This window comes from Streptomyces sp. NPDC093984 (assembly GCF_044764595.1).
Classification (GTDB): domain Bacteria; phylum Actinomycetota; class Actinomycetes; order Streptomycetales; family Streptomycetaceae; genus Streptomyces; species Streptomyces cynarae.
Genome location: NZ_JBIWIM010000007.1, coordinates 261,123 through 282,143 on the forward strand (window position 1 = coordinate 261,123; position 21,021 = coordinate 282,143).

The window sequence follows — 21,021 nt, forward strand, 5'->3', positions numbered from 1 at the left end:
GCCGCCTGTGCCGCCCGTCCGCGCCCCGCGTCGATCGCAGACGACGACGTGTGAAGCGCCCGCTTCGGTCAGTTGTGCCCGTCCGTGGAGGAGCCGATGACTTCCCCTCCGTGTTCGCCTCCTTGCGCGAGCCGTTCGACCAGGAGCATCGCCGCGTCGTCCGCCAGGCGGCCCCCGGTGTGGCGGATCAACCCCTCGTGCAGCTGTTCCAGGAACTCCGAGGGTGTGCACGGGTGCACAGCTTGCACGGCCTCGTGCAGGGGGAAGAAGACCCCGTCAGGGCTGCGTGCCTCGATCACGCCGTCGGTGTGCAGCAGCAGACGGTCACCGGGCTCGAACGGATAGTTCTCCGCCTTGGTCGGCGTGACGGTGAGAAAGTCCTCCAGGCCCAGGGGCGGCAGCGGCGAGGTGGGCATCAGGGCCTCGACGTTGCCCTTGCGCAGCACGAGCGGCGGTGGATGGCCGCGATTGACCACCTGGACCGTGCAGTTGTCGCACACCTGGGCAACGACGGCGGTGACGAAGTCCTCGGCCCGTTCTTCCTCACAGCCTTGATCGATCGCGTTCCTCCCGGTGCTCTGCCGTTCCAGTGCGGCCGCGCAGTGGTTCATCACCTCGACCAGTTCGGCGTCATAGTGCGCGGCCTCCCGGAAGGCACCCAGCACCGCAGCGGCCAACCGCACGGCGGGCAGTCCCTTGCCACGGACGTCCCCCACGATCATCCGCACCCCGTACCGGGTGTGCACAGCCTCGTACAGATCTCCCCCGATCTGGGCCCCCGTCTCTGCCGCGCGGTACATGCTGGCCATCTGCACCGGACCCAGCCGGGGGGGCACGGGTGGCAGGACCACCCGTTGCGCTGCCATGGCGACGCGGCGTACCTGGTCCAGCTCGCTCTGCCTGCGCATGCGCATGGTGTTGCTCATGGCGATGCTGGCCACTGACACCACGAAGAGGGACAGGAGGTTGCTGTAGGCCTGGCCGGCCCAGCTGTCGTGCAGGGTCGCCGTGATCACGGTGACGGCAAGAGCTCCGGCCGCTGCCGAGAGGGTGCCTTTCGGCCCCATCGTGAGCGATGCCAGGGCCGGCATCGCGGCGAGGATGGGACCGGTGACCACGGCGTGTGCGGGCGAGAGCTCGATGCCCAGCGCGAGCATGATGATCATGAACGGCACACACTGCGCGAGTCTCAGGAGGACTCCGCTGTGCCCGCCCGCTCCTGCAGGATCAGATGAGCCGAACAGCGACCGCATGGCTACAGCCTGCCTCGCTGAAGTCCCGTGCTCCACTCAGCGCCCTTGTCTCGGCCGGGCCGGTCGATCGTCGCCCGGCTCGTCGGGGCCGGCACCTGGCCGACCCGGGGCACGACGGCGGCGCAAGGGCCTTCCGGGGCGTGTTGACGCCTACGTCAGGGCCTTCAGCAGCCGTTCCGCCAGGACACCGGCCGATGCGGGGTTCTGCCCTGTGTAGAGGTTGCGGTCCACCACCGTGTACGGCTTCCAGATCTCGCCGCGGGTGAAGTCGACGCCCAACTCCTTGAGCTCGTCCTCCAGCAGCCACCGGGCCCTGGGGGCCAGTCCGACGGCGTTCTCCTCGTCATTGGTGAAGGCCGTGACCTGGTAGCCGGCGAAGGGCGAAACGCCGTGCACCCTGGTGGCCAGCATCGCGGCCGGCGCGTGGCAGACGACGGCGAGCGGTTTACCGGAGGCGAGCGCGGCGGTCAGCAGCCGGCCCGCGTCGGCGTCGGCCCACAGATCCTCCATCGGACCGTGGCCGCCGGGGAAGTAGACGGCGTCGTAGTCCTCCAGGCGGGCGTCCGACAGCTGAATCGGCCGTCGCATCTCCTCCGCGGAGCGGATGATGCCCTCCAGTTCGAGGGCGGTCTCCGCACTGCCTGCCATCTCCGGGCGCAGGCTCATCATGTCCACGTTCGGGACGACGCCGTGGGGAGTGGCCACCACGACCTGGTGGCCGGCTTCCGTGAGCGCCTTGTACGGGGCCGCGAACTCCTCGGCCCAGTAGCCGGTGGCATGTCTGGAGCCGTCCTTCAGCGTCCAGTACGTCGCACCGGTCATCACGAACAGTAGCTTCACCATTACGGAAACGCCTCCTCGTCCTCGCCCGACGCGGCGGGAGGTCGTGCAACCCTGCCACCCTATGCCGGTGTCCGATCAGCCGCATACGGGCGGCTGCCGGCAGCGCCCGCCGGAAACATGCCTTCGACGACTGCGGGTCCGGCCCAGCGTCGAGGCGGCATGACACCCGGTGAGCCACACATCCCGATCCGGCACTAACGATCGAGGAACGGGCCCAGTATCGAGACGAGTTCGGCCGGCGCGTCCAGCGCGATGAGGTGGGCGGCGGTGGGGAACTCGACCAAGGTGGCACCGGGGATCTCGGCGGCGTACCGGCGGGCGATGTCCTGGAAGTCGGCGACATCGAGCTTGCCGATCCCGACCAGCGTGGGGACGGAGATGACGGCGATGTCGCCGGTTGCGCCGCCCTGGGAGTGCTCTCCCACGATCTCCTGGTTCACCAGCGACGTTCGTATCGGGTCCCGGAGCCGGTCGGCCAGTCCGACGCCGACGTCCTCCCACTGCCGAGCCGGCCCGCGCAGCCACATGTCCAGGTTGATACGGACGGCGGCCTCCAGGTCGCCCGAAGCCAGCGCCGCCGTTTCCGCCTCGTCGTACGTGACCATTTCCGAAGACCAGTGGTATCCCCGCCATGGCGGGGCGAGCACTGCCAGGGAGTGCACTCGGCCGGGGTGGGTGAGGGCGAAGTCCAGGGCCACGCGACCGCCCCAAGAGGCGCCGACGAGCCGGACACGTTCGTGGCCGAGGTGGTCCAGGAGACGGCACAGATCGTCAGTCTCGCTGAACGGGCCGGTCGGGGGTGCGGACTCACCGAAGCCACGCAGGTCGTAGCGGATGACGGTGTGCCGTTCCGCCAGGTCGGGCGCGATGGCGTCCCACATACGATGGTCTGCGACGCCGGCGTGCACGAGTACGACGGGAGGTCCGTCGCCGTCGACGACGTAGGACAGGTGACCGAGATCATCGGTAAGAGTGAGCATCCGCAGATGCTCGCAGTGCGACAGGGCACGTGCCACCCGATAAAAGAAGCCTCCGCTCTCGCTGCCATGCCGTCCGACTCGGCTCATGGTCAAAGCCGCAACTCTCGACCCCGGCGAACGGGGCTACGGCCTCCCTCGGCCGCCGGCACTGGAGCTGCTGCGGACCTACTCCGGCCACCGGGCTCTGCCGGAAGCCGCCAGGAACGGGCTGCTGGAGTGCATCGCGGGCCTGAGCGACGGCCGGTACGGCGGCCGGGTGACGAAGCGTCATCTCATCGAGTTGGCGGTGTCGCACAGGCGGTGACGCCGGCCGGTGCCGCGGTACGCCGCCGTACGCCTCCGCCGGTTCAGGCCGCTACAGCGGCGGGCTCGTCCGCGTCGGACAGCCGGTCCATGAGCGTGGCCCGGACCCGCGCCACCCGTGAGCGAACCGTGCCCACCGGGCAGTGGCTCACCTCGGCGGCCTCCGCGTACGGCAGACCGAGCGGCTGGGCGAGGATGAACGCCTCCCGGCGCTCGTCCGGCAGCGAGGAGAGCAGGTGGGCGGCGAGCACGCAGACGGCCGCGAACACCGCGCCCCGTATCGCTTGAGAACACCACGCGACCGTCATGGCGCCTCATCCCCGCATCCGGACGTGTTTCGTCAGGCGTGGGTACGGAAAACGCCCCGGCTCTCCGCTCAAGCAGAAGCGCGTGAGGAGGAGCCGCTCGTCGCCGGCCTCCGCGGGTGAGCCTGTCGGGTCCGCTCACCTATCCGGCCTGCTCGGCGGCCAGACACAGCCACAGCCACGCGCCTGCGTACCCTGTTCCCCGTGTCAGCCTCCCGTCTGCGTCGCGTCGCCGTCCTGGTGCTCGAGGGCGCGAAGCCGCTTGACGTCGGCATCCCCGCACAGGTGTTCACGACCCGGGCGAGCATGCCGTACGAGGTGCGGGTGTGCGGCGCAGCACCAGGTCTGGTGACCGGCGGCGACGGCCTGTCGTACCACGTCGCCCACGGCCTCGACACGCCGGAGTGGGCCGACATCGTCTTCATCCCCGGTTACCGGTTCCCGGACCGCGACGACCCGCCGCAGGCCGTCGTCGACGCGCTGATCGCCGCCCACGCTCGGGGCACGCGGCTCGCCGCCATCTCGACGGGCGCCTTCGCGCTCGCCGCCACGGGCCTGCTCGACGGCAAGCGTGCCACGACCCACTGGCACTACACGCGGGCGTTCGCGGCGAGGCATCCGCTCGTCCAGGTCGACGAGAACGTCCTGTTCGTCGACGAGGGCAGTGTGCTGACGTCGGCCGGCGCCGCCTCGGGCATCGACCTGTGCCTGCACATCCTGCGCGGCGACCTCGGGGTGGCCGCCTCCAACCACGCGGCCCGGCGCCTGGTCGCCGCCCCCTACCGCAGCGGCGGTCAGGCGCAGTATGTACCGCGCAGCGTGCCCGAGCCGCTCGGCGAGCGGTTCGCCGCCACCCGGGAGTGGGCGCTGCGCCGGCTCGACGAGCCCCTCACCCTCCACGTGCTCGCCCGGCACGCGGCGGTGTCACCGCGTACGTTCTCGCGGCGCTTCGTCGAAGACACCGGGTACACGCCGATGCAGTGGGTCATGCGCGCCCGCATCGACCTGGCCCGCGAACTGCTCGAGCGTTCGCAGCGGAGTGTCGAGCAGATCGCCGCCGACGTCGGTCTCGGGACCGGTGCCAATCTGCGGCTGCACTTCCAGCGCATCCTCGGCACCACTCCGAGCGAGTACCGGCGCACCTTCGCCCGGGGCGAGTAGCCCGCCGCGGGTGGCGCGATCCTTGCGAACCGTGGCGATCGCGCCGCTGTCACGGGCGGCTGCCGCACGGGAACCTGGTGGCGGACCGAAGGGACACATTCATGACTCGCATCGCCATCAACGGATTCGGCCGCATCGGACGCAATGTGCTGCGCGCACTCCTCGAACGCGACAGCGACCTGGAGGTCGTCGCCGTCAACGACCTCACGGAACCCGCCACGCTCGCGCGGCTGCTCGCCTACGACACGACGGCCGGCCGGCTCGGCCGCCCGGTGACCGTCGACGGGGACGCTCTCGTCGTCGACGGCCGTCGCCTCACGGTGCTCGCCGAGCGGGAACCGGCGCAGCTGCCGTGGGCGGAGCTGGGCGTCGACATCGTGCTCGAGGCCACCGGCCGCTTCACCTCGGCCAAGGCCGCCCGCGCCCACCTGGATGCGGGCGCGAAGAAGGTGCTCGTCAGTGCGCCGTCGGACGGTGCCGATGTCACCCTGGCGTTCGGGGTCAACACCGACGCCTACGACCCGGTCGTACACACGATCGTCTCGAACGCCTCGTGCACGACCAACGCGCTCGCACCGCTCGCCGCGGTGCTGGACGAGCTCGCCGGCATCGAGCACGGCTTCATGACGACGGTGCACGCCTATACACAGGAACAGAACCTGCAGGACGGTCCGCACCGCGACGCCCGCCGCGCCCGCGCCGCGGCTGTCAACATCGTGCCGACCACGACGGGCGCCGCGAAGGCGATCGGACTGGTGCTGCCGAACCTCGACGGCAAGCTCTCCGGCGACTCGATCCGGGTGCCGGTCCCCGTCGGCTCGATCGTCGAACTCAACACGACCGTCGCCCGCGACGTGACGCGCGACGACGTGCTGGCGGCCTACCGCGCCGCGGCCGAGGGGCCGCTCGCCGGGATCCTCGAGTACTCGGAGGACCCGCTGGTGTCGTCCGACATCACGGGCAATCCCGCCTCGTCGATCTTCGACTCGGCCCTCACCCGCGTCGACGGCCGCCATGTCAAGGTGGTCGCCTGGTACGACAACGAGTGGGGCTTCTCCAACCGCGTGATCGACACACTCGAGTTCCTCGCCACCCGCTGACCGCATCCGCGGCGCTGAACCGTCAGGTCAGGCGTGGCGCCGCGCGCCGCTGTCGATGCTGTGAGGGCGCAGGTATGGCGCCAGGCGGCCCCTGGACCGCCTCAGGGGCGTTCCAGGGGCCGCTCGTCAAGCGGGGATTCCGGAGTGCGCGTCTCTCAATTGGTGGTGAGCATGCCTTCGCGCAGCCGGGCGAGCGTGCGGGACAGCAGACGGGAGACGTGCATCTGGGAGACGCCGAGGCGTTCGCCGATCTGCGCCTGCGTGAGTTCCTCGACGAACCGCAGGTGAATGATCTGCCGGTCCCTGTCGCCGAGTTCGGCGATCATGGGGGCCAACGCCTGGAAGTCCTCCACCAGTTCGAGCGCCTGGTCGTCGGCGCCGATGAAGTCCGCGAGCGCGGTCTCCCCGTCCTCGCTGTTGTTGATGGCGGCGTCCAGCGAGGAGGAGTTGTAGCCGTTGGCCGCCAGACGAGCCTCGATGACCTCCTCCTCGGACAGGCACATCAGCTCCGACAGCTCCTTGACCGTCGGAGCGCGGCCCAGGCGGCTGCGGAGCTCCTCGGTGGCGCGTGCGAGCTGGACCCGGGCCTCCTGCAGGCGCCGCGGCACGTGCACCGCCCACGAGGTGTCACGGAAGAACCGCTTGATCTCACCCACGATGTAGGGAATGGCGAAGGAGGTGAACTCCACCTCCCGCGAGAGTTCGAACCGGTCGATCGCCTTGATCAGCCCGATCATGCCGACCTGGACGATGTCCTCCATCTCCTCCGGCCCCCGGCTTCGGAACCGGGCCGCCGCGAAGCGGACGAGGGACATGTTCATCTCGATCAGCGTGTTGCGCGCGTACTGGTACTCGGGCGTACCCTCCTCCAGCACTGCCAACTGGTCAAAAAACAGCTTCGACAACGCACGGGCGTCCTTGGGTGCGACCCCGGACGGGTCGGCGAGCTGCGGCAGTCCGGCTATGTGCGCGTCCATCGTCGCCGTGGTCGCTGCCGTCACGTGGTTCCCTCCCAGATCCGAGCAGGCCTCCCTGCCTGCACAAGCTGACGAGGCCTCGTGTACCCCGGCATCCGCTGCACATGCCTGCGTTCGGCGCACGGCTTCCCACCGCGGCTTCCCACCGCGGCTTTTCCGGCGTGGGCGGCGGGAGAGCCCGGTGGCCGGGACCGTGGGGGCGGATCTCGTGGTGGGGTGAAGACGGCATGGGGGCCGCTGCAACACCGCGGCCCCCACTGACTGGGCGCACTCTCCGGGATCGCCGCAAGCATCGCGCGTGCGGCGCATCCTGAGGCGCCGCTCGGGCTACCCGGAGCGGCGCCGGGCTCCCGCGCGCCGCTTCAGCGCGCGGCGTTCGGTTTCGCTCGTACCGCCCCACACACCGATGGTCTGATCGGTCTCGAGCGCCCACTGCAGGCACTCCTCCTGCACGGGGCAGCGTCGGCAGACCGCCTTGGCCTGCTGAGTCTGCAGCAGCGCCGGACCCGTGGTGCCGATCGGGAAGAAGAGGTCGGGATCCTCGTGTCGGCACGCGGCGTGGTCTCGCCAGTTGTCCATGAAAAGTCACCTGCGATCGAAAGTCGTCCGTGCCCTTGGGGAAACGTGCATTTCGTGTACGCGCTTCGGGTCACCTGCCGACGCATGGATGAAACCGGGCGAAAAGCCGTGCATGTACAGCTTCGCGGAATCCTCACAACTGCCCGCTCGACCAGCCGACGCCGAACCGACTGGGCGTCACCCGGCCCCGGTCGCGACCTACTTGCTATGACGGCTGTCATAAAGCATCCTGACTATGACAGCCGTCATGGTCAGCGCCGTGAGCACCGGTGCGCCGGAATGCCGAGAGGCCGGCTGGTGGTCGGCGTCCCTGTACCTGTGGTTGCGGTCGCCACCGAGAACGGCCGGAAAGGAGAACTCGGTGATTCTCGACAGCCGCCCCGTCCCCGTCGTGCTCGCTCCCCTGGCCGGCGGTCCGTCCACCCCCGAACTCACGGCCGCGGTGTCCGAGGCGGGCGCGCTGGGATTTCTCGCCGGCGGCTATCTGAGCGCCACCTCCCTGGCCGAGCGGCTGACCGTGACGCGCCGTCTCACCAGCGAACCCTTCGGGGTCAACCTTTTCGTGCCCGGCGAGCCGGCCCGGCAGGAGGAGGTGGCGCGATATGCCGCATCGCTCGCCGACACGGCCCGCCACGCCGGTGTCGAGCTCGGCGATCCCGTGTTCGAGGACGACGACTGGGCAGCGAAACTCGCCGTCCTGCTCGACGAACCCGTCCCCGTGGTGTCGTTCACCTTCGGCTGCCCCAGCGCGGAGACCGTGGCCGACCTGCACGGCGTGGGCAGCGAGGTGTGGGTGACGGTCGGCTCTTCCGAGGAGGCCACCGAAGCCGCCACGGCGGGCGCCGACGTGCTCGTGGCACAGGGCAGCGAGGCGGGCGGCCACCGGGGCGGATCCCACGACGACACCGGCACCGGCCTGCTCAGCCTGCTGCAGCTTCTGGCGGCACACACCGACCTGCCCCTCGTCGCCACCGGCGGCATCGCCACCGGAGCGGCGGTGGCCGCCGTACTCGCCGCGGGCGCCGAAGCGGCGGCACTGGGCACCGCTTTCCTGTGCTGCCCCGAGGCCGGCACGGCCGAGGTGCACCGCCAAGCCCTGCACCGGCCCGGCGCCACGGCCGTCACCCGGGCCTTCACCGGTCGTGCGGCACGCGGCATCCGCAACCAGTTCCTGGACAGGCACACCGCGGACGCTCCCGCCGCCTATCCGGAGGTGCACCATCTGACCGCTCCGCTGCGTCAGACGGGCCGCGCCCGCGGCGAGGCGGACCTGGTCAACCTCTGGGCGGGGCAGACATATCCCTTGGTCCGCGACCTGCCGGCCGCCGAACTGGTCCGCCGCATCGACAGCGAGGCCAGAACCGCACTGCGGGCGGCACTGTCCGCCGTGAACCGCTCCGGCCCCCCGACCGCACGACCGTAGGACTCAGCGGCGGCCCGCATCCCGGTCGCGTGCCCTCACTCGACGCCCCGGAAGGTGTTGCGGTACGCGCGTGGCGACACGCCGAGGGACTCGCGGAAGTGCTGCCGCATCGCGGTCCCCGTGCCGAACCCGGTCCTGGCCGCGACGCGGTCGACCGGTTCGTCGGTGCGCTCCAATAGCCGACGCGCGTACTGCAACCGCTGCTGCGTGAGCCACTGCATCGGGGTGACGCCGGTCTCCTGCCGGAACTTCCGGGTCAGCGTGCGCACGCTCATCGCCGCCCGGCAGGCCAGGTCCTCCAGGGTGAGCGGTTCGTCCAGGTGCCGCAGCGCGTAGGCCCGCGCCGCGGCGGTCGAGGTGTCCCCCGGCTCGGGGACGGGCCGCTCGATGTACTGCGCCTGTCCGCCGTCGCGGTGCGGCGGTACCACCGTGCGCCGGGCGACGGCGTTGGCGATGTCCGCGCCGTGGTCGCCGCGGATCATGTGCAGACACAGGTCTATTCCGGCGGCCACGCCGGCGGAGGTCAGTACGCCGCGGTCATCCGTGTAGAGCACGTGGGGATCGACGTCGATCTCCGGGTACAGCGTGGCCAGTTCGGCGCACGACTTCCAGTGCGTCGTCGCCCGCCGTCCCGCCAGCAGCCCCGCCGCCGCCAGCACGAACGACCCGGTGCAGATGGACGCCAGCCGCGCCGTCGCGGGTATGTGCTCCAGAGCCGCGCGCACGTCGTCGCTCAACCGGCCGCGGACCTGGGGTTCGTAGTCCTCCAGGGCGGCCGGCACGATCACGGTGCCGGCGTCCTCCAGCGCCTCGGGCCCGCAGGGCACGTTGACGGTGAAGTCGGCGTCCGTGGGGATCTCGCCGGGCGACGGGGCACAGGTCACAACGGAGTACAGCGGCCGTCCCCGGTCGTCCTCGGCCGTCCCGAACAGACGGTGCACGATACCCAGTTCCATCGGCAGCAGTCCCGGGCGCACCAGTACCACCACCCGGTGCGCCGTCCCACCCGTGACAGTCATGGCCGGATTCTTTCACTACCGGTCCATCCGGCCAGTGGTTTCGGGCCGCGGGCCCCACCAAGCATGGATCGCATGCGAGAAACGAGCGGCAATCCCCGCAACCCCTCGGCCCACCGTGCCTGGTGGGTCGCCACCCTCACCGCAGTAGCCGTCGTCGTGGCCGGCGCTTTCTCCACCATGCCCGGCATCCTGCAGGAACCCCTGCACGACGAGTTCGCCTGGTCGCGCGGATCGATCGGCCTCGCCGCCTCGGTCAACATGGTCCTCTACGGACTCACGGCCCCCTATGCGGCGGCCCTGATGGACCGCTTCGGCGTCCGCCGGATCGTCGTCGCCGCGCTCGGCGCCGTCGCCGCGGGCGCCCTGCTCACCACAGCGATGAACGCCGCCTGGCAGTTCACGCTCTGCTGGGGCTTCCTCGTCGGCCTGGGCACCGGTTCGCTGTCGATGACGCTCGGCACCACCGTGACGAACCGCTGGTTCGCCCGTCGCCGCGGCCTGGTCACCGGAGTCCTCTCGTCGGGCAGCGTCCTGGGGCAGATGGTCTTCCTGCCCGCCCTGTCATGGACCATCGACCACCACGGCTGGCGCCCCGCCCTGGTCACCCTCGCCCTTGCTGCCCTCGCCGTCACTCCCCTGGTGTACCTGGTGGTGCGCGACCACCCCGCCGACCTCGGCCAACGCCCCTACGGCAGCCGGACGTCCGTGCCGCGGCCGACTGCGGCCCCCGGTGCCGCGCGCCGCACCCTGACGGCTCTGCGCGGCGCCTCGCGGAGCATCCCCTTCTGGTCGCTCGCCGCAGCGTTCGCCGTCTGCGGGGCGTCCACCAACGGCATCATGTGGACCCATTTCGCACCGGCCGCCCACGACCACGGGATGCCGGTCACCACCGCCTCGACGCTCCTGGCGTTCATCGGCGTCTTCAACGTGATGGGCACCATCGCCTCCGGCTGGCTCACCGACCGCAGCGACGCGCGCCGACTCCTCGCCGCCTGCTTCTTCCTGCGCGGCATGCTCCTGGTGAGCCTGCCGCTGATCATGACGGCCACGGTCGACCCGCCGATGATGGCCTTCGTCGCCCTCTTCGGCCTGCTCGATCTCGCGACGGTCCCCCCGGTCATCGCCCTGTGCCGCACCTTCTACGGCGACGACAGCGCCATCGTCTTCGGCTGGGTCAACGCCGCCCACCAGGTCGGCGCGGCGTCGGCCTCCTTCCTCGGCGGGGCGGCCCGCGACGCGTTCGGCAGTTACGACCCCGTCTGGCTGACCCTGGGCGCCGCCTGCGCGGCCGCCGCGCTGCTGTCCCTGGTCATCCACGCGAGCACGCCGGAACGACCCGGTGTGCCGCAGGAACAGGCCCGCGCCGGCGCCGTCGCCGACCTGTGAGGTCCCTCCTCGAGTCCAGTTGTCCGTGCCCGTCCGTACGGAGCCGTCCGATCCCGGGGTGAGCCGCGACCGGGCAGGTGAGCGGGACACTCCGAGCGGGCAGAGGCGGGATGCCCTAGCGGGCGTTCTCCCTCTGGCGCCGGAAGGGCGTGGACCGGTTCGCGACGGTGGTGCCGCGTGCCGCGGCGCGGGCCGGGCCGTCGGGGACGGTGAAGGCGAACACCGCGGTCACCGCCGCGATCACGGCCAGGGCCAGGTAGGCGTGCTGGTAGGCGGTGACGGGCGGGTCCGCCGCGGCCGCCGAGGGGGTGCTCATGACCAGGGCCATGGTCACCACCGCCGGTGCGAGGGCGCCTCCGGTCTGGCGTACGACGGTGTTCAGCGTGGACGCCTGGGGCAGGTCCGGTCGCGCGACGGTCGCCAGTGAGGCCACCGTGGTCGGCATGAAGACGCCGCCCATGGCGAGGCCGAGCAGGAACATGTACCCACGGAAGGTCCACAGGCCGGTGTGCTCGTCGCAGGTGGCGAAGAGCAGCAGGACCGCGCTGACACCGGCCAGGCCGCAGCCGACGATGACCCGGGGGCCGATCCTGGCGTAGAGGGCCCCGGCGACCTGAACGGTCAGCAGGACGCCGAAGGCCTCGGGGAAGGTGCTGGTGCCGGACTCCAGGGCGGTGCGGCCCTGTCCCTGTTGGAGGAAGAGCGGGCCCAGGTACATGGCGCCGAGGATCGGCACCAGACCCACCAGATTGATGAGGTTGGTGTCCCTGAAGAGCCGGTCCGCGAACAGGCAGAGCTTCAACAGGGGCTCTGCGGTGCGCAGTTCGAAGGCGACGGTGGCGGCGAGCAGGACCGCGCCGAGCACCAGGGCGGTGATCACACCGGCCGAGGACCAGCCGCGGTTGGGGCCTTCGCTGACGCCGAACATGACGGCGCCCAGGGCCGCCGCGCTCAGCAGCAGTCCGATCAGATCGAAGCGGCCGGGCCGGGGGCCGCGGTGCCCGGACAGGAACAGCACCCCGAACAGCACGGCCGGCAGGCCCACCGGCAGGTTGACGTAGAAGACCCAGCGCCAGGACAGGTGGTCCACCAGCAGGCCGCCGAGTATGGGGGCGGCGGCCGGGGCGATCTGCTGGGGGATGATCATGTATCGGGAGATCCGCACCTGCTCCGAGGAGTTGAAGGTGGAGAACAGCAAGGAGGCCGAGGCGGGGAAGAGGACTCCGGCGGACAGTCCCTGGAGCGCGCGGAAGGCGACGAGCTGGCCGAGGCCGGCGGCCGCGCCGCACAGCAGTGAGGAGCCGAGGAAGCCGGTCAGCGCGGTGAGCAGGACGCGTTTGGCGCCGAATCGTTCGACCAGCCAGGCCGAGGCGGGGATGGCCATGGCCAGGCAGACCGGATAGGCCACGACCACTCCGTCCAGGGCGGCGGTGGTCAGCCGGAACTGGCGGGCGATCGACGGGAGCGCCACCGTGGTGATGGCTCCGTCGACGATCGCGATGAACGTCACGCAGACGCACATCACGGGGACGACCAGGCGCTGGCTGGGACGCAGGGAGGGGCGAGGCAGGACGGGGCGACGGCGGAGCGGAAGCACATACTGAGCATACTCACTATGAGGGTACTCATAGAATTGATTGTCGCGACGGAGCGGGGAAACGACATGGCAGTGCAGGGCAGCAGCGACATCCTGGTCGACGAGCTCTACGAGACGACCCACCAACTGCGTCGCTTCGTGGAGTCCCGGCTGCGGGCGGGCGGCGCCTCTGTCGCCCGACTCCGCGCACTGCGGATGCTCGCACGGGCGGAACAGCCTCTGCGGATGCGGGACCTGAGCGAGATGACGGGGGTCGCGGCACGGACCACGACCAGCATCGTCGACAGCCTGGAGCGCGACGGGCTGGTGGAGCGCGTGCGCCATCCGGAGGACCGCCGGGCCTTCCTGCTCCGCCTCACCGACAAGGGCCGGCGGTGTCACCGCGAAGCGGAGGAGGTGGACCGCCTCGCGCTGGCCGAGGCCACAGCCGCCCTGAGCGCGGAGGACCGCGCCGAGCTGCGGGCCCTGCTCGCACGGATTCGCGAGGCCACGGCCTGACACCAGTGCGGCGGCCCCTGCCGCGCGGCGAGACGGACCTCGATGTCAGTGCGCGGGATCGTGGTCGTGCGGCTCGTATCCGGGGATCGTTCCGTCCGCCTTCTTCACCAGGAACAGCCCCACCATCCCCATGTCGGAGTGGCTCTGCACATGGCAGTGGTACATCCACCCGCCCGCTCCGACACCCTCCCCCGCGACGACCTGGAAGCCGAAGGAGTCGGCCGGCCCGACGATCTTGTTGTCGACGACCTGACTCGGGTCGTCCGGTCCGGTGAGCATGCCCGTGCGGTTGTCCGCCCAGCGATGACCGTGCAGGTGGAAGGTGTGGTAGTACTCGCCGTGCGTGATCATGACGAACTCGACCCGGTCGCCCACCGTGGCCTCGAAGTCGGGCCCGGAGTGCGGCGGCCGGTTGTTGATCGTCATGTCGTTGAAGACGATGGTGTACGTCCGGTCCGGCAGGACGTCTCCCCTGCGCCGGACGACCACCGGTCCGTAGAGGCCCTTGCGGATGCCGCCGGTGCCGTGTTCGGTGCCGACGACATGGTCGTGGTAGTGCCAGTAGCCGGCGCTGCCCGCCCGCCAGGTTCCGTCCTTGCGGCGGCCTGGTGCGTGGGTGCGCCAGGTGTAGGTGCGGGTGCCGCCCGGTTCGACGTCGCTCCTGCTGAGCTTCGTTCCGTCGCTGGAGAACTCGTAGTCCAGGCCGTGGACGTGCAGACTGGCCGGTACGTCCATGGTGTTCTCGAACTCGATGTGCAGCGTGTCGCCCTCGTTGAGCTCGATCAGCGGGCCGGGAATCGTCGCCTTGCCCTTTTCCAGGCCATAGCCCATCTGCCCGTCGGCGAGCTTCTCGGCGTAGAGCTTGATGCGTTTCACCTCGCCCCCGGCCGGAGCCGTCCTGGCCGGGACGTCCGCGACGGCGGACTCCGGCAGCAGGGACAACGATGTCGCGACGGCCGCGCCGCCCAGCAGCGCCCGCCGGTTGAAGCCGCGTCTGTCCATGCCGAACTCCCCACGTTGGTACGGAATGTGCGAAGACGTAGCTGTGATGAACCTGTGCGACGGTACCGGGCGCGGCCCGGTTTATCCACACTCAGGACAAAGTTCGATGCATCACGGTCATACCTATTGGCGAACCACGCAAAGCCGTCTAGCTTCCTTGGCGCTGTTGCTGCGACCGAGGAGGGATGGGTGACCACGTGCGCTTCACATCGCATCAAAGGCCCGGACTCTTACGCGGGTTGAGCACGAAGAGGACCACGAGCCGCCTCTGGGCGGGCTCCTTGACCGCCGGCGCCCTCGCCGCCGGCCTGCTGACGGCCCCCGCCGCCGACGCGCGTCCGGCCCCGGAGCCACATCTGACAACGATGTCGATCAAGTCACCGCCGGGCGGCGCCGACGTGAGGGTGCTGCTCTTCTACGGATCCGCCGCGGCCGGGGACGAGTCCCCGGTCGTGAACGCCGGGATCGAGGCCATCGAACAGATCGGGCTGTCCGGCCCGGCCAACCAGCGCTTCAAGGTCGAGGCCACGGACGACGCCTCGGTGTTCACCCGGGCGACCAGGCTGGGCCGTTACAACGCGGTCGTGTTCCTGACCGGCGGCGGCGACGTCCTCGACCCGGAGCAGGAGGCCGGTCTCGAGGCGTACATGGAGGCCGGGGGCGGCTTCGTCGGTATCCACGACGCGGCCCGCGCGGAGCCGTACTCGGACTGGTTCACCGGTCTCATCGGTGCCCGCCCGGCCGCCTCCGGCCCGGCGAACGTCCAGCGGGCGACCGTCGAGGTCGGCGACCGGCGGCATCCGGCCACCAAGGACCTGCCGTCCGAGTGGAAGCGGCCCGACCAGTGGCCGAACTGGGTGAAGAACCCGTCCGGCGAGGTGCACACCGTGGCGCGGGTGCGGGAGTCGACCTACCAGCCGGGGGCGACCCGCAACGGCTGGGACCATCCGATCAGCTGGTGCCGGGACTACGACGGCGGACGCTCGTTCTACACCGGCATGGGCGGCACGGTGTCGTCCTACGACGAGACCGACTTCCGCACCCATCTGCGCGGCGCGCTGCTGTGGACGACGCGGCTGGTACAGGCCGACTGCAAGGCGACGATCACCGGGAACTACAAGGCGGAGCGCCTCACCCAGCCCAACCAGCCGGGGCAGAACGACCAGATCGGCGAGCCGCACGGCCTGGTCACCGCGCCCGACGGCCGGGTGTTCTACATCGGCCGGGGCGGTGCCGACGCCTCCCGGCCCGTGATCACCGACTGGAACGACCCCGACGTCGGAAAGGGAAAGGGCCAGGTCCACGTCTACGACCCGAAGACCGGAAAGGTCACGCTCGCGGGTGAGTTGACGGTCTTCGGCAACAAGGGCGGCGGCGACGAGCTGACGAAGGTCGAGGAGGGCCTGCTCGGCATCGAGCTCGACCCGAAGTTCGAACAGAACGGCTGGGTGTATCTGCACTACACACCCCACTCGCGGATCAACCGCGACACGCACATGGCCGAGCGGCGCGTCTCCCGCTTCACACTGGATCCCGCCACCGACAAGCTCGACCTGGGCAGCGAGAAGGTGCTGCTCGAGTGGCCGGTGCAGATCCACAGCTGCTGCCACGCGGGCGGCGGGATGGCCTGGGACTCCAAGGGGAACCTGTACATCGCCACGGGCGACAACAACTCCAGCGGATTCAGCGGCGGTTACTCGGGCAACAACCCCCAGCCCGCCTACAAGGGAGTCTCCTTCGCGGACGCACGCCGCACCGCCGGCAACACCAACAACCTCAACGGCAAGATCCTGCGCATCCACCCGGAACCCGACGGGACGTACACGATCCCCGAGGGGAACCTCTTCACCGGCAAGGAGACCGACGAGGGCGGCGGCAAGACGCGCGGCGAGATCTATGTGATGGGCGTGCGGAACCCGGCGCGCATCTTCGTCGACAAGTCGACCGACATCCTCTACGCGGGCTGGGTCGGTCCGGACGCCGGTCAGCCGTCGCCGACCTGGGGGCCGGCCAAGTACGACACGTTCGCGGTGATCACCAAGGCGGGCAACCGGGGCTGGCCGTACTGCATGGGCGACAAACAGCCCTACCGGGACCGCAACCTGCCCGATCCCTCGCAGCCGCTGGGCTGGTACGACTGCGACCACCCGAAGAACGAGTCCCCGAACAACGACGGCCTGGTCAATCTGCCACCCGTCACCGGCAACAACATCTGGTACTCGCCGCAGGGCGGAGCACCCGACTACCCGCGCGACGCGAACGGCGTCCCCTCCTACAAGCAGGAGGAGGCCACCTACCGGCTGCCCTGGCTCAAGGGCGGTGGCCAGGCCGCGATGAACGGACCGGTGTACCGGTACGACGCGACGAACGCGAGCGGGAAGAAGTGGCCCGCGTACTGGGACGGCAAGTGGTTCGTCGGTGACTTCTACGACGCCGACCAGCCGCGCAACGCGGTGCTCATGGATCCGAGGACACAAGGGGACGGCGGTCTGCCCGTGCACTCGGAGTCGCTGAAGAGGATCGTGCCGACCGGCAACGACCGCATCAAGAACCTCATGGACTGGAAGTTCGGTCCGGACGGCGCGCTGTACGTCCTCGACTACGGCCGCGGCTTCTTCACCTCGGACTCCAGGTCGGCACTGTGGCGGATCACCTACACCGGCGGCGGACCGACGCCTGCCGCCGAACAGCTGGCGAGGAGGACCGAGTGACAGGGCAGTCGAGACTGTGGGCCGCGCTGCTGGCCGCACTGCTCACGATGCTCGGCCCGCAGACGATGTCCGCGGCCGGGCAGACGGCAGGACGATCCGAGGCCCGGGCGGCCGAGCAGGTGCTGACCTGGACGGCCGGCGACGACATCACGAAGTACGCCTCGGCGCCCACGACGGCGTCAGCGGGACCGGCGACGATCGTCTTCGAGAACAGCGCGGCGACCGGGAACACCACCGGCATGCCGCACACGCTGACGTTCGTGACCAACGACCCCGAGTACAACAGCGACGTCCAGCTCAACATCCTGGCCAACCCGAACGACGACATGGGCGGCCGCCACACGGCGCAGGTCACGCTCACGCCCGGCCGGTACTTCTACCACTGCACGATCCCCGGCCACGGACAGATGCAGGGCGTTCTGGTGGTCACCGAGGGCGGCGGCGCGGACACGACACCGCCCGAGACATCCGCCCAGGTGACCGGCGCGCGCAACGCGCAGGGCGAGTACGTCGGCTCGGCGACGGTCACGATCGGCGCCACCGACGAGGGCGGCAGCGGCGTCGACCGGATCGAGTACGCGATCGGGGACGCGGGCGCCTGGCAGCCGTACACCGCTCCGGTCGTCGTCGACCAGGTCGGCAGCCACAAGGTCCGCCACCGTGCCCTGGACAAGGCGGGCAACGTCTCCGCCGAGAAGAGCGTCGAGTTCTCCGTCGTCGCGCCGCCTTCCGACGACACGACGCCTCCGGAGACCTCGGCCACGGTCAGCGGCGAGCGGAACGCCGACGGGGCGTACATCGACATGGCCACCGTCACCGTCACCGCCTCGGACACCGGCTCCGGGGTCAACGCGATCGAGTACGCCGTCGGCTCGGGCGCCTGGCAGCCGTACACCGGTCCCGTGATGGTGCACCAGCTCGGCACCCACACCGTGCGCTACCGCGCCACCGACAAGGCGGGCAACGTCTCCGCCGAGAAGAGCGTGGAGTTCTCGGTCGTCGCGGCGCCGTCGCAGGACACCACCCCACCGGTGACGGGCGTGACCGTCGAGGGCACGAAGAACTCCGACGGAGCCTACGTCGGCAGCGCCAAGGTGACGGTGAGTGCGACGGACGCGGGCGGCTCGGGCGTGGCGAGCGTGGAGTACTCGCTCGACGGCGGCCCCTACCTGGCGTACACCGCGCCCGTGGTGGTCGACCGCGTGGGGGGCGCGCACGCCATTGCCTACCGGGCGAGCGACAAGGCGGGCAACACCTCCGAACCGCGGACCGTGAGCTTCACCGTCGTGGCGGGAGGCGGGGTTCCCGCGCCCGGCTGCCCCGAGTACGACGAGCGGTTGACGGTGATCGTCGGCACGGTCGACTCGGGCGTGCCGAACCGGGTCACGAACAACCGGTGCCGGATCAACGAGCTGATCGAGGACGAGAAGGAGTGGACGTCCCACGCGCTGTTCCTGAAGCACGTGAGGACCGTCCTGGACGGGCTCCTCGACGAAGGCGTCATCGACAAGCGGGAGTACAACGCGATCCAGCGGGCCGCCCGTCAGTCCGGGATCGGCACGCCGGGGCAGACGGAGGGCTACCGCAAGATCTTCGACGGCACTGCGGAGTCCTTCGCCAAGTGGGAGCAGGTGGGCGGTGGTTCGTTCGCCCTCAACGCCGACGGGTCGATCACCAGCGGCACCGGCAGATCGGGCCTGGGCATGCTCTGGTTCCCGCAGCGCAAGTACGGCGACTTCTCGCTGAAGCTCCAGTGGCGTGACGACGCTCCCGGCACCGGGAACGCCAACTCCGGTGTGTTCGTCCGCTTCCCATGGGTGCACGACCACCCGGAGGAGCCACGGCCCGAGTGGGTCGCCATCAAGTACGGGCACGAGGTGCAGGTGCTCGACTCGCCCACCGGCGACATGTACAAGACGGGCTCGATCTACGGCTTCGACCGGGTGGGGCTCGCCGGGGCCGGCGTCACGCAGAAGGGCACCTGGAACGACTACGAGATCCGCGTGGTCGGCCAGCACTACTCGGTCTACCGCAACGGTGTGCTGATCAACGAGTTCGACAACACCGGGGGCCAGGCCTTCTACCCGCCGCGCTCGGACGATCCGGGCACGGACGGGCGGCGGTTCGCCACCGGCTACATCGGACTGCAGGTGCACAGCACGACGGATGTGATCTCCTACCGGGACATCCGCGTCAAGGAGCTGTAGGCGGCTCCTGACGCTCCCGGTTCGGCTGTACCCGCCCGGGGCCTCGCGGCATGACCGGATGCACGGGCGGGTACGGCAGGCGTGCGTGCGGCCGCGGGCGCTTCAGCCGGCGGACGACGACGGGAACTGCACGGCGAGCAGGGCCCTGTCGTCGGGCATCTCCGTGTCGGGCTGCTGGTGGAGCAGCAGGGAACAGATGCCCTCGGCGTCGAGGCCCGCGGTCGAGCGCGCTGTCTGAAGGAGCTGGGCCAGGCCGACGTCCAGGCTCTGGCCGCGCCGCTCGATCAGACCGTCGGTGTAGAACACGAGGGTGGTGCCTGTCGGGACGGTGGTCTCCGCCTGCGGGTAGTCGGTGTACGGGACAGGGCCGAGCGGTGGGGCGAGCGCGCCCTCGAGGTACCGGCTTGAGCCGTCGGCGTGGATCATCAGGGGCGGAGGGTGGCCGGCTCGGGAGTAACGCAGGGTACGGGTGCGGCGGTCGTAGGCGGCGTAGCAGGCCGTGGCCATCAGGCCGTGGTGGTAGGTGCCCAGGAAGTCGTTGAGCTCCGCCAGGACCGCGGGCGGCCGGGTACCGCTGCGCCGGGCGATGCTGCGCAGCACGGTGGTGGTCTGGGCCATGGCGGTGGCCTCGGCGATGCCGTGGCCGGCGATGTCGCCGATGGTGAGGCCCACGGTCTCGCCGTCGAGGATGTGGACGTCGTACCAGTCGCCGCCGACGTCGACGAGCTGGGTGCCGGGGGCGTATCCACCGGCGATCTCCAGGCCCTCGACGGGTGGCAGGTTGGGCAGCAGGCTGCGCTGGAGGCGTTCGGCGAGCCGGTGTTCGTGCTCGAAGAGACCCGCCCTGCGCACCGCCTGGGCGATCTGCTGGCCGATGGCGACGGTGTGCTCGGCGTCCTGCTCGGCGCCCGGGGCGTAGTGGATGACCAGGGTGCCGAGGGTGACACCCTCGGTCTGAAGCGGCAGACGCTGCCCGTCCTCGTACGCCGGCGCGGAGACCGGTGCCGTGTGCAGCCGGTCGAGATCCACCCAGGGGGCCGTGGTCACGGGCAGTGTGTCGGCCGGGCCGAGGGACGGCACGATGCGCCGCGGGTGCAGCTCGAGCGTCACGTCCGCGGCGTCGAGGGCCTGGGGTGCGCACTTGTACACGGCGTCGCAGACGTCCGTGAGGGTGGCGGCGGACGCCAAGGCCGCGGTGAGCCGGTACAGGCGCTGCATCCGCGCCCGGGCCCGTTGCTCGGTGCGCAGCAGCCGGTCCCGCTGCTGGGCGATCGCGTGCCGGTAGGCCATCTGCTGGTTCAGCAGGCTGACGCGTTGACTGAGCGCCACGAAGCGGTCGCTGACATCGAGCCGGGACAGGTGCAGTTGGACGGCCGGCTCGGGGCCTTTCCACCAGGTGGCCCGGCCTCCGTGGCAACGCAGGCGCACCGGGTCGCCGGCACTGTCGCGCACGGTCATGACGCCCGGCAGCGGGGATCCGCTGCGCGCCCACTGTGCCATCCGCCGGGACAGGTCGGCGGGGTCCAGCACCAGGTCCGCGAGTTCCGCTTCGGGCAGGAGCGTGTCAACCGTACGGCTCGTGGCGGGATTGGCGGCCACCACTCGGCCCGAGACGGTGCAGACCACGACGGCGTGGGGAAGGGCCCTGGCCATGGCCTGGAACATCGCCAGGTTCAT

At 70.4% G+C, this 21,021-nt stretch carries 16 protein-coding genes and 2 pseudogenes; 8 read left to right on the forward strand and 10 right to left on the reverse strand.

From position 1 onward, the window contains the following. Window positions 1–68: 68 nt before the first annotated feature. From ACIRC0_RS25595 to ACIRC0_RS25605, 3 genes are all read right to left on the reverse strand, one after another. Complete coding sequence (locus tag ACIRC0_RS25595) at window positions 69–1,166, reverse strand: PP2C family protein-serine/threonine phosphatase (protein ID WP_403619736.1); 1,098 nt, start codon at window positions 1,164–1,166, stop codon at window positions 69–71. A gap of 237 nt (window positions 1,167–1,403) precedes the next feature. After that, window positions 1,404–2,096 (reverse strand): type 1 glutamine amidotransferase domain-containing protein, encoded by a 693-nt coding sequence (locus ACIRC0_RS25600; protein WP_403619739.1) that lies wholly within the window; start codon window positions 2,094–2,096, stop codon window positions 1,404–1,406. A gap of 194 nt (window positions 2,097–2,290) precedes the next feature. Further along, window positions 2,291–3,076, reverse strand: a complete 786-nt coding sequence (locus tag ACIRC0_RS25605) for an alpha/beta fold hydrolase (protein ID WP_403619742.1) — start codon at window positions 3,074–3,076, stop codon at window positions 2,291–2,293. 148 nt (window positions 3,077–3,224) lie between these two features. Between ACIRC0_RS25605 and ACIRC0_RS25610 the strand changes: the two are divergent. Next, a pseudogene (locus ACIRC0_RS25610) lies at window positions 3,225–3,380 on the forward strand (SAM-dependent methyltransferase); the annotation flags it as partial. A 43-nt stretch (window positions 3,381–3,423) separates the two neighbouring features. Here the strand turns inward: ACIRC0_RS25610 and ACIRC0_RS25615 are convergent. Next, window positions 3,424–3,630 (reverse strand): annotated as a pseudogene (locus ACIRC0_RS25615) (sigma factor-like helix-turn-helix DNA-binding protein); the annotation flags it as partial. 258 nt (window positions 3,631–3,888) lie between these two features. Here ACIRC0_RS25615 and ACIRC0_RS25620 point away from each other — a divergent pair. Continuing rightward, entirely contained in the window at window positions 3,889–4,845 is a 957-nt protein-coding gene (locus ACIRC0_RS25620; RefSeq protein WP_403619745.1) for a GlxA family transcriptional regulator, read from the forward strand. A 101-nt stretch (window positions 4,846–4,946) separates the two neighbouring features. Next, on the forward strand, window positions 4,947–5,945 hold the full coding sequence (gene gap, locus ACIRC0_RS25625) for a type I glyceraldehyde-3-phosphate dehydrogenase (protein WP_403619748.1): 999 nt from the start codon (window positions 4,947–4,949) through the stop codon (window positions 5,943–5,945). A 155-nt stretch (window positions 5,946–6,100) separates the two neighbouring features. Here gap and ACIRC0_RS25630 read toward each other — a convergent pair whose 3' ends face one another. Continuing rightward, complete coding sequence (locus ACIRC0_RS25630; RefSeq protein ID WP_403620331.1) at window positions 6,101–6,922, reverse strand: RNA polymerase sigma factor SigF; 822 nt, start codon at window positions 6,920–6,922, stop codon at window positions 6,101–6,103. Between the two features lie 327 nt (window positions 6,923–7,249). Then, window positions 7,250–7,501 (reverse strand): WhiB family transcriptional regulator, encoded by a 252-nt coding sequence (locus ACIRC0_RS25635; protein WP_403619751.1) that lies wholly within the window; start codon window positions 7,499–7,501, stop codon window positions 7,250–7,252. A 364-nt stretch (window positions 7,502–7,865) separates the two neighbouring features. On the opposite strand from ACIRC0_RS25635, the gene ACIRC0_RS25640 reads away from it, so the two are divergent. Next, window positions 7,866–8,924, forward strand: coding sequence for a nitronate monooxygenase (locus ACIRC0_RS25640; RefSeq protein ID WP_403620334.1), 1,059 nt, complete (start codon window positions 7,866–7,868; stop codon window positions 8,922–8,924). Between the two features lie 35 nt (window positions 8,925–8,959). Here ACIRC0_RS25640 and ACIRC0_RS25645 read toward each other — a convergent pair whose 3' ends face one another. Continuing rightward, on the reverse strand, window positions 8,960–9,943 hold the full coding sequence (locus tag ACIRC0_RS25645) for a GlxA family transcriptional regulator (protein WP_403619753.1): 984 nt from the start codon (window positions 9,941–9,943) through the stop codon (window positions 8,960–8,962). Between the two features lie 72 nt (window positions 9,944–10,015). Between ACIRC0_RS25645 and ACIRC0_RS25650 the strand changes: the two genes are divergently transcribed. Next, on the forward strand, window positions 10,016–11,329 hold the full coding sequence (locus ACIRC0_RS25650) for an MFS transporter (RefSeq protein WP_403619756.1): 1,314 nt from the start codon (window positions 10,016–10,018) through the stop codon (window positions 11,327–11,329). A gap of 115 nt (window positions 11,330–11,444) precedes the next feature. Here the strand turns inward: ACIRC0_RS25650 and ACIRC0_RS25655 are convergent, their stop codons facing one another. After that, the gene (locus ACIRC0_RS25655) at window positions 11,445–12,851 is read right to left on the reverse strand and encodes a DHA2 family efflux MFS transporter permease subunit (protein ID WP_403620336.1); all 1,407 of its coding nucleotides are present in this window, start codon (window positions 12,849–12,851) and stop codon (window positions 11,445–11,447) included. A 141-nt stretch (window positions 12,852–12,992) separates the two neighbouring features. Here ACIRC0_RS25655 and ACIRC0_RS25660 point away from each other — a divergent pair, with 141 nt between their 5' ends. Next, on the forward strand, window positions 12,993–13,424 hold the full coding sequence (locus ACIRC0_RS25660) for a MarR family winged helix-turn-helix transcriptional regulator (RefSeq protein WP_403619759.1): 432 nt from the start codon (window positions 12,993–12,995) through the stop codon (window positions 13,422–13,424). Window positions 13,425–13,469: 45 nt separating this feature from the next. On the opposite strand, the gene ACIRC0_RS25665 is transcribed toward ACIRC0_RS25660, so the two are convergent. Beyond that, window positions 13,470–14,426 (reverse strand): multicopper oxidase domain-containing protein, encoded by a 957-nt coding sequence (locus ACIRC0_RS25665; RefSeq protein WP_403619762.1) that lies wholly within the window; start codon window positions 14,424–14,426, stop codon window positions 13,470–13,472. A 185-nt stretch (window positions 14,427–14,611) separates the two neighbouring features. Between ACIRC0_RS25665 and ACIRC0_RS25670 the strand changes: the two genes are divergently transcribed. Further along, window positions 14,612–17,137 carry a ThuA domain-containing protein gene (locus ACIRC0_RS25670; protein WP_403619765.1) on the forward strand — a complete coding sequence of 842 codons (2,526 nt, stop codon included), beginning with the start codon at window positions 14,612–14,614 and terminating at the stop codon, window positions 17,135–17,137. Between the two features lie 14 nt (window positions 17,138–17,151). After that, a complete protein-coding gene (locus ACIRC0_RS25675) occupies window positions 17,152–19,344 on the forward strand; it encodes an OmpL47-type beta-barrel domain-containing protein (protein ID WP_403620339.1) in 2,193 nt (730 codons plus the stop codon). 102 nt (window positions 19,345–19,446) lie between these two features. Here ACIRC0_RS25675 and ACIRC0_RS25680 read toward each other — a convergent pair whose 3' ends face one another. Further along, a complete protein-coding gene (locus ACIRC0_RS25680; protein WP_403620342.1) occupies window positions 19,447–21,021 on the reverse strand; it encodes a SpoIIE family protein phosphatase in 1,575 nt (524 codons plus the stop codon).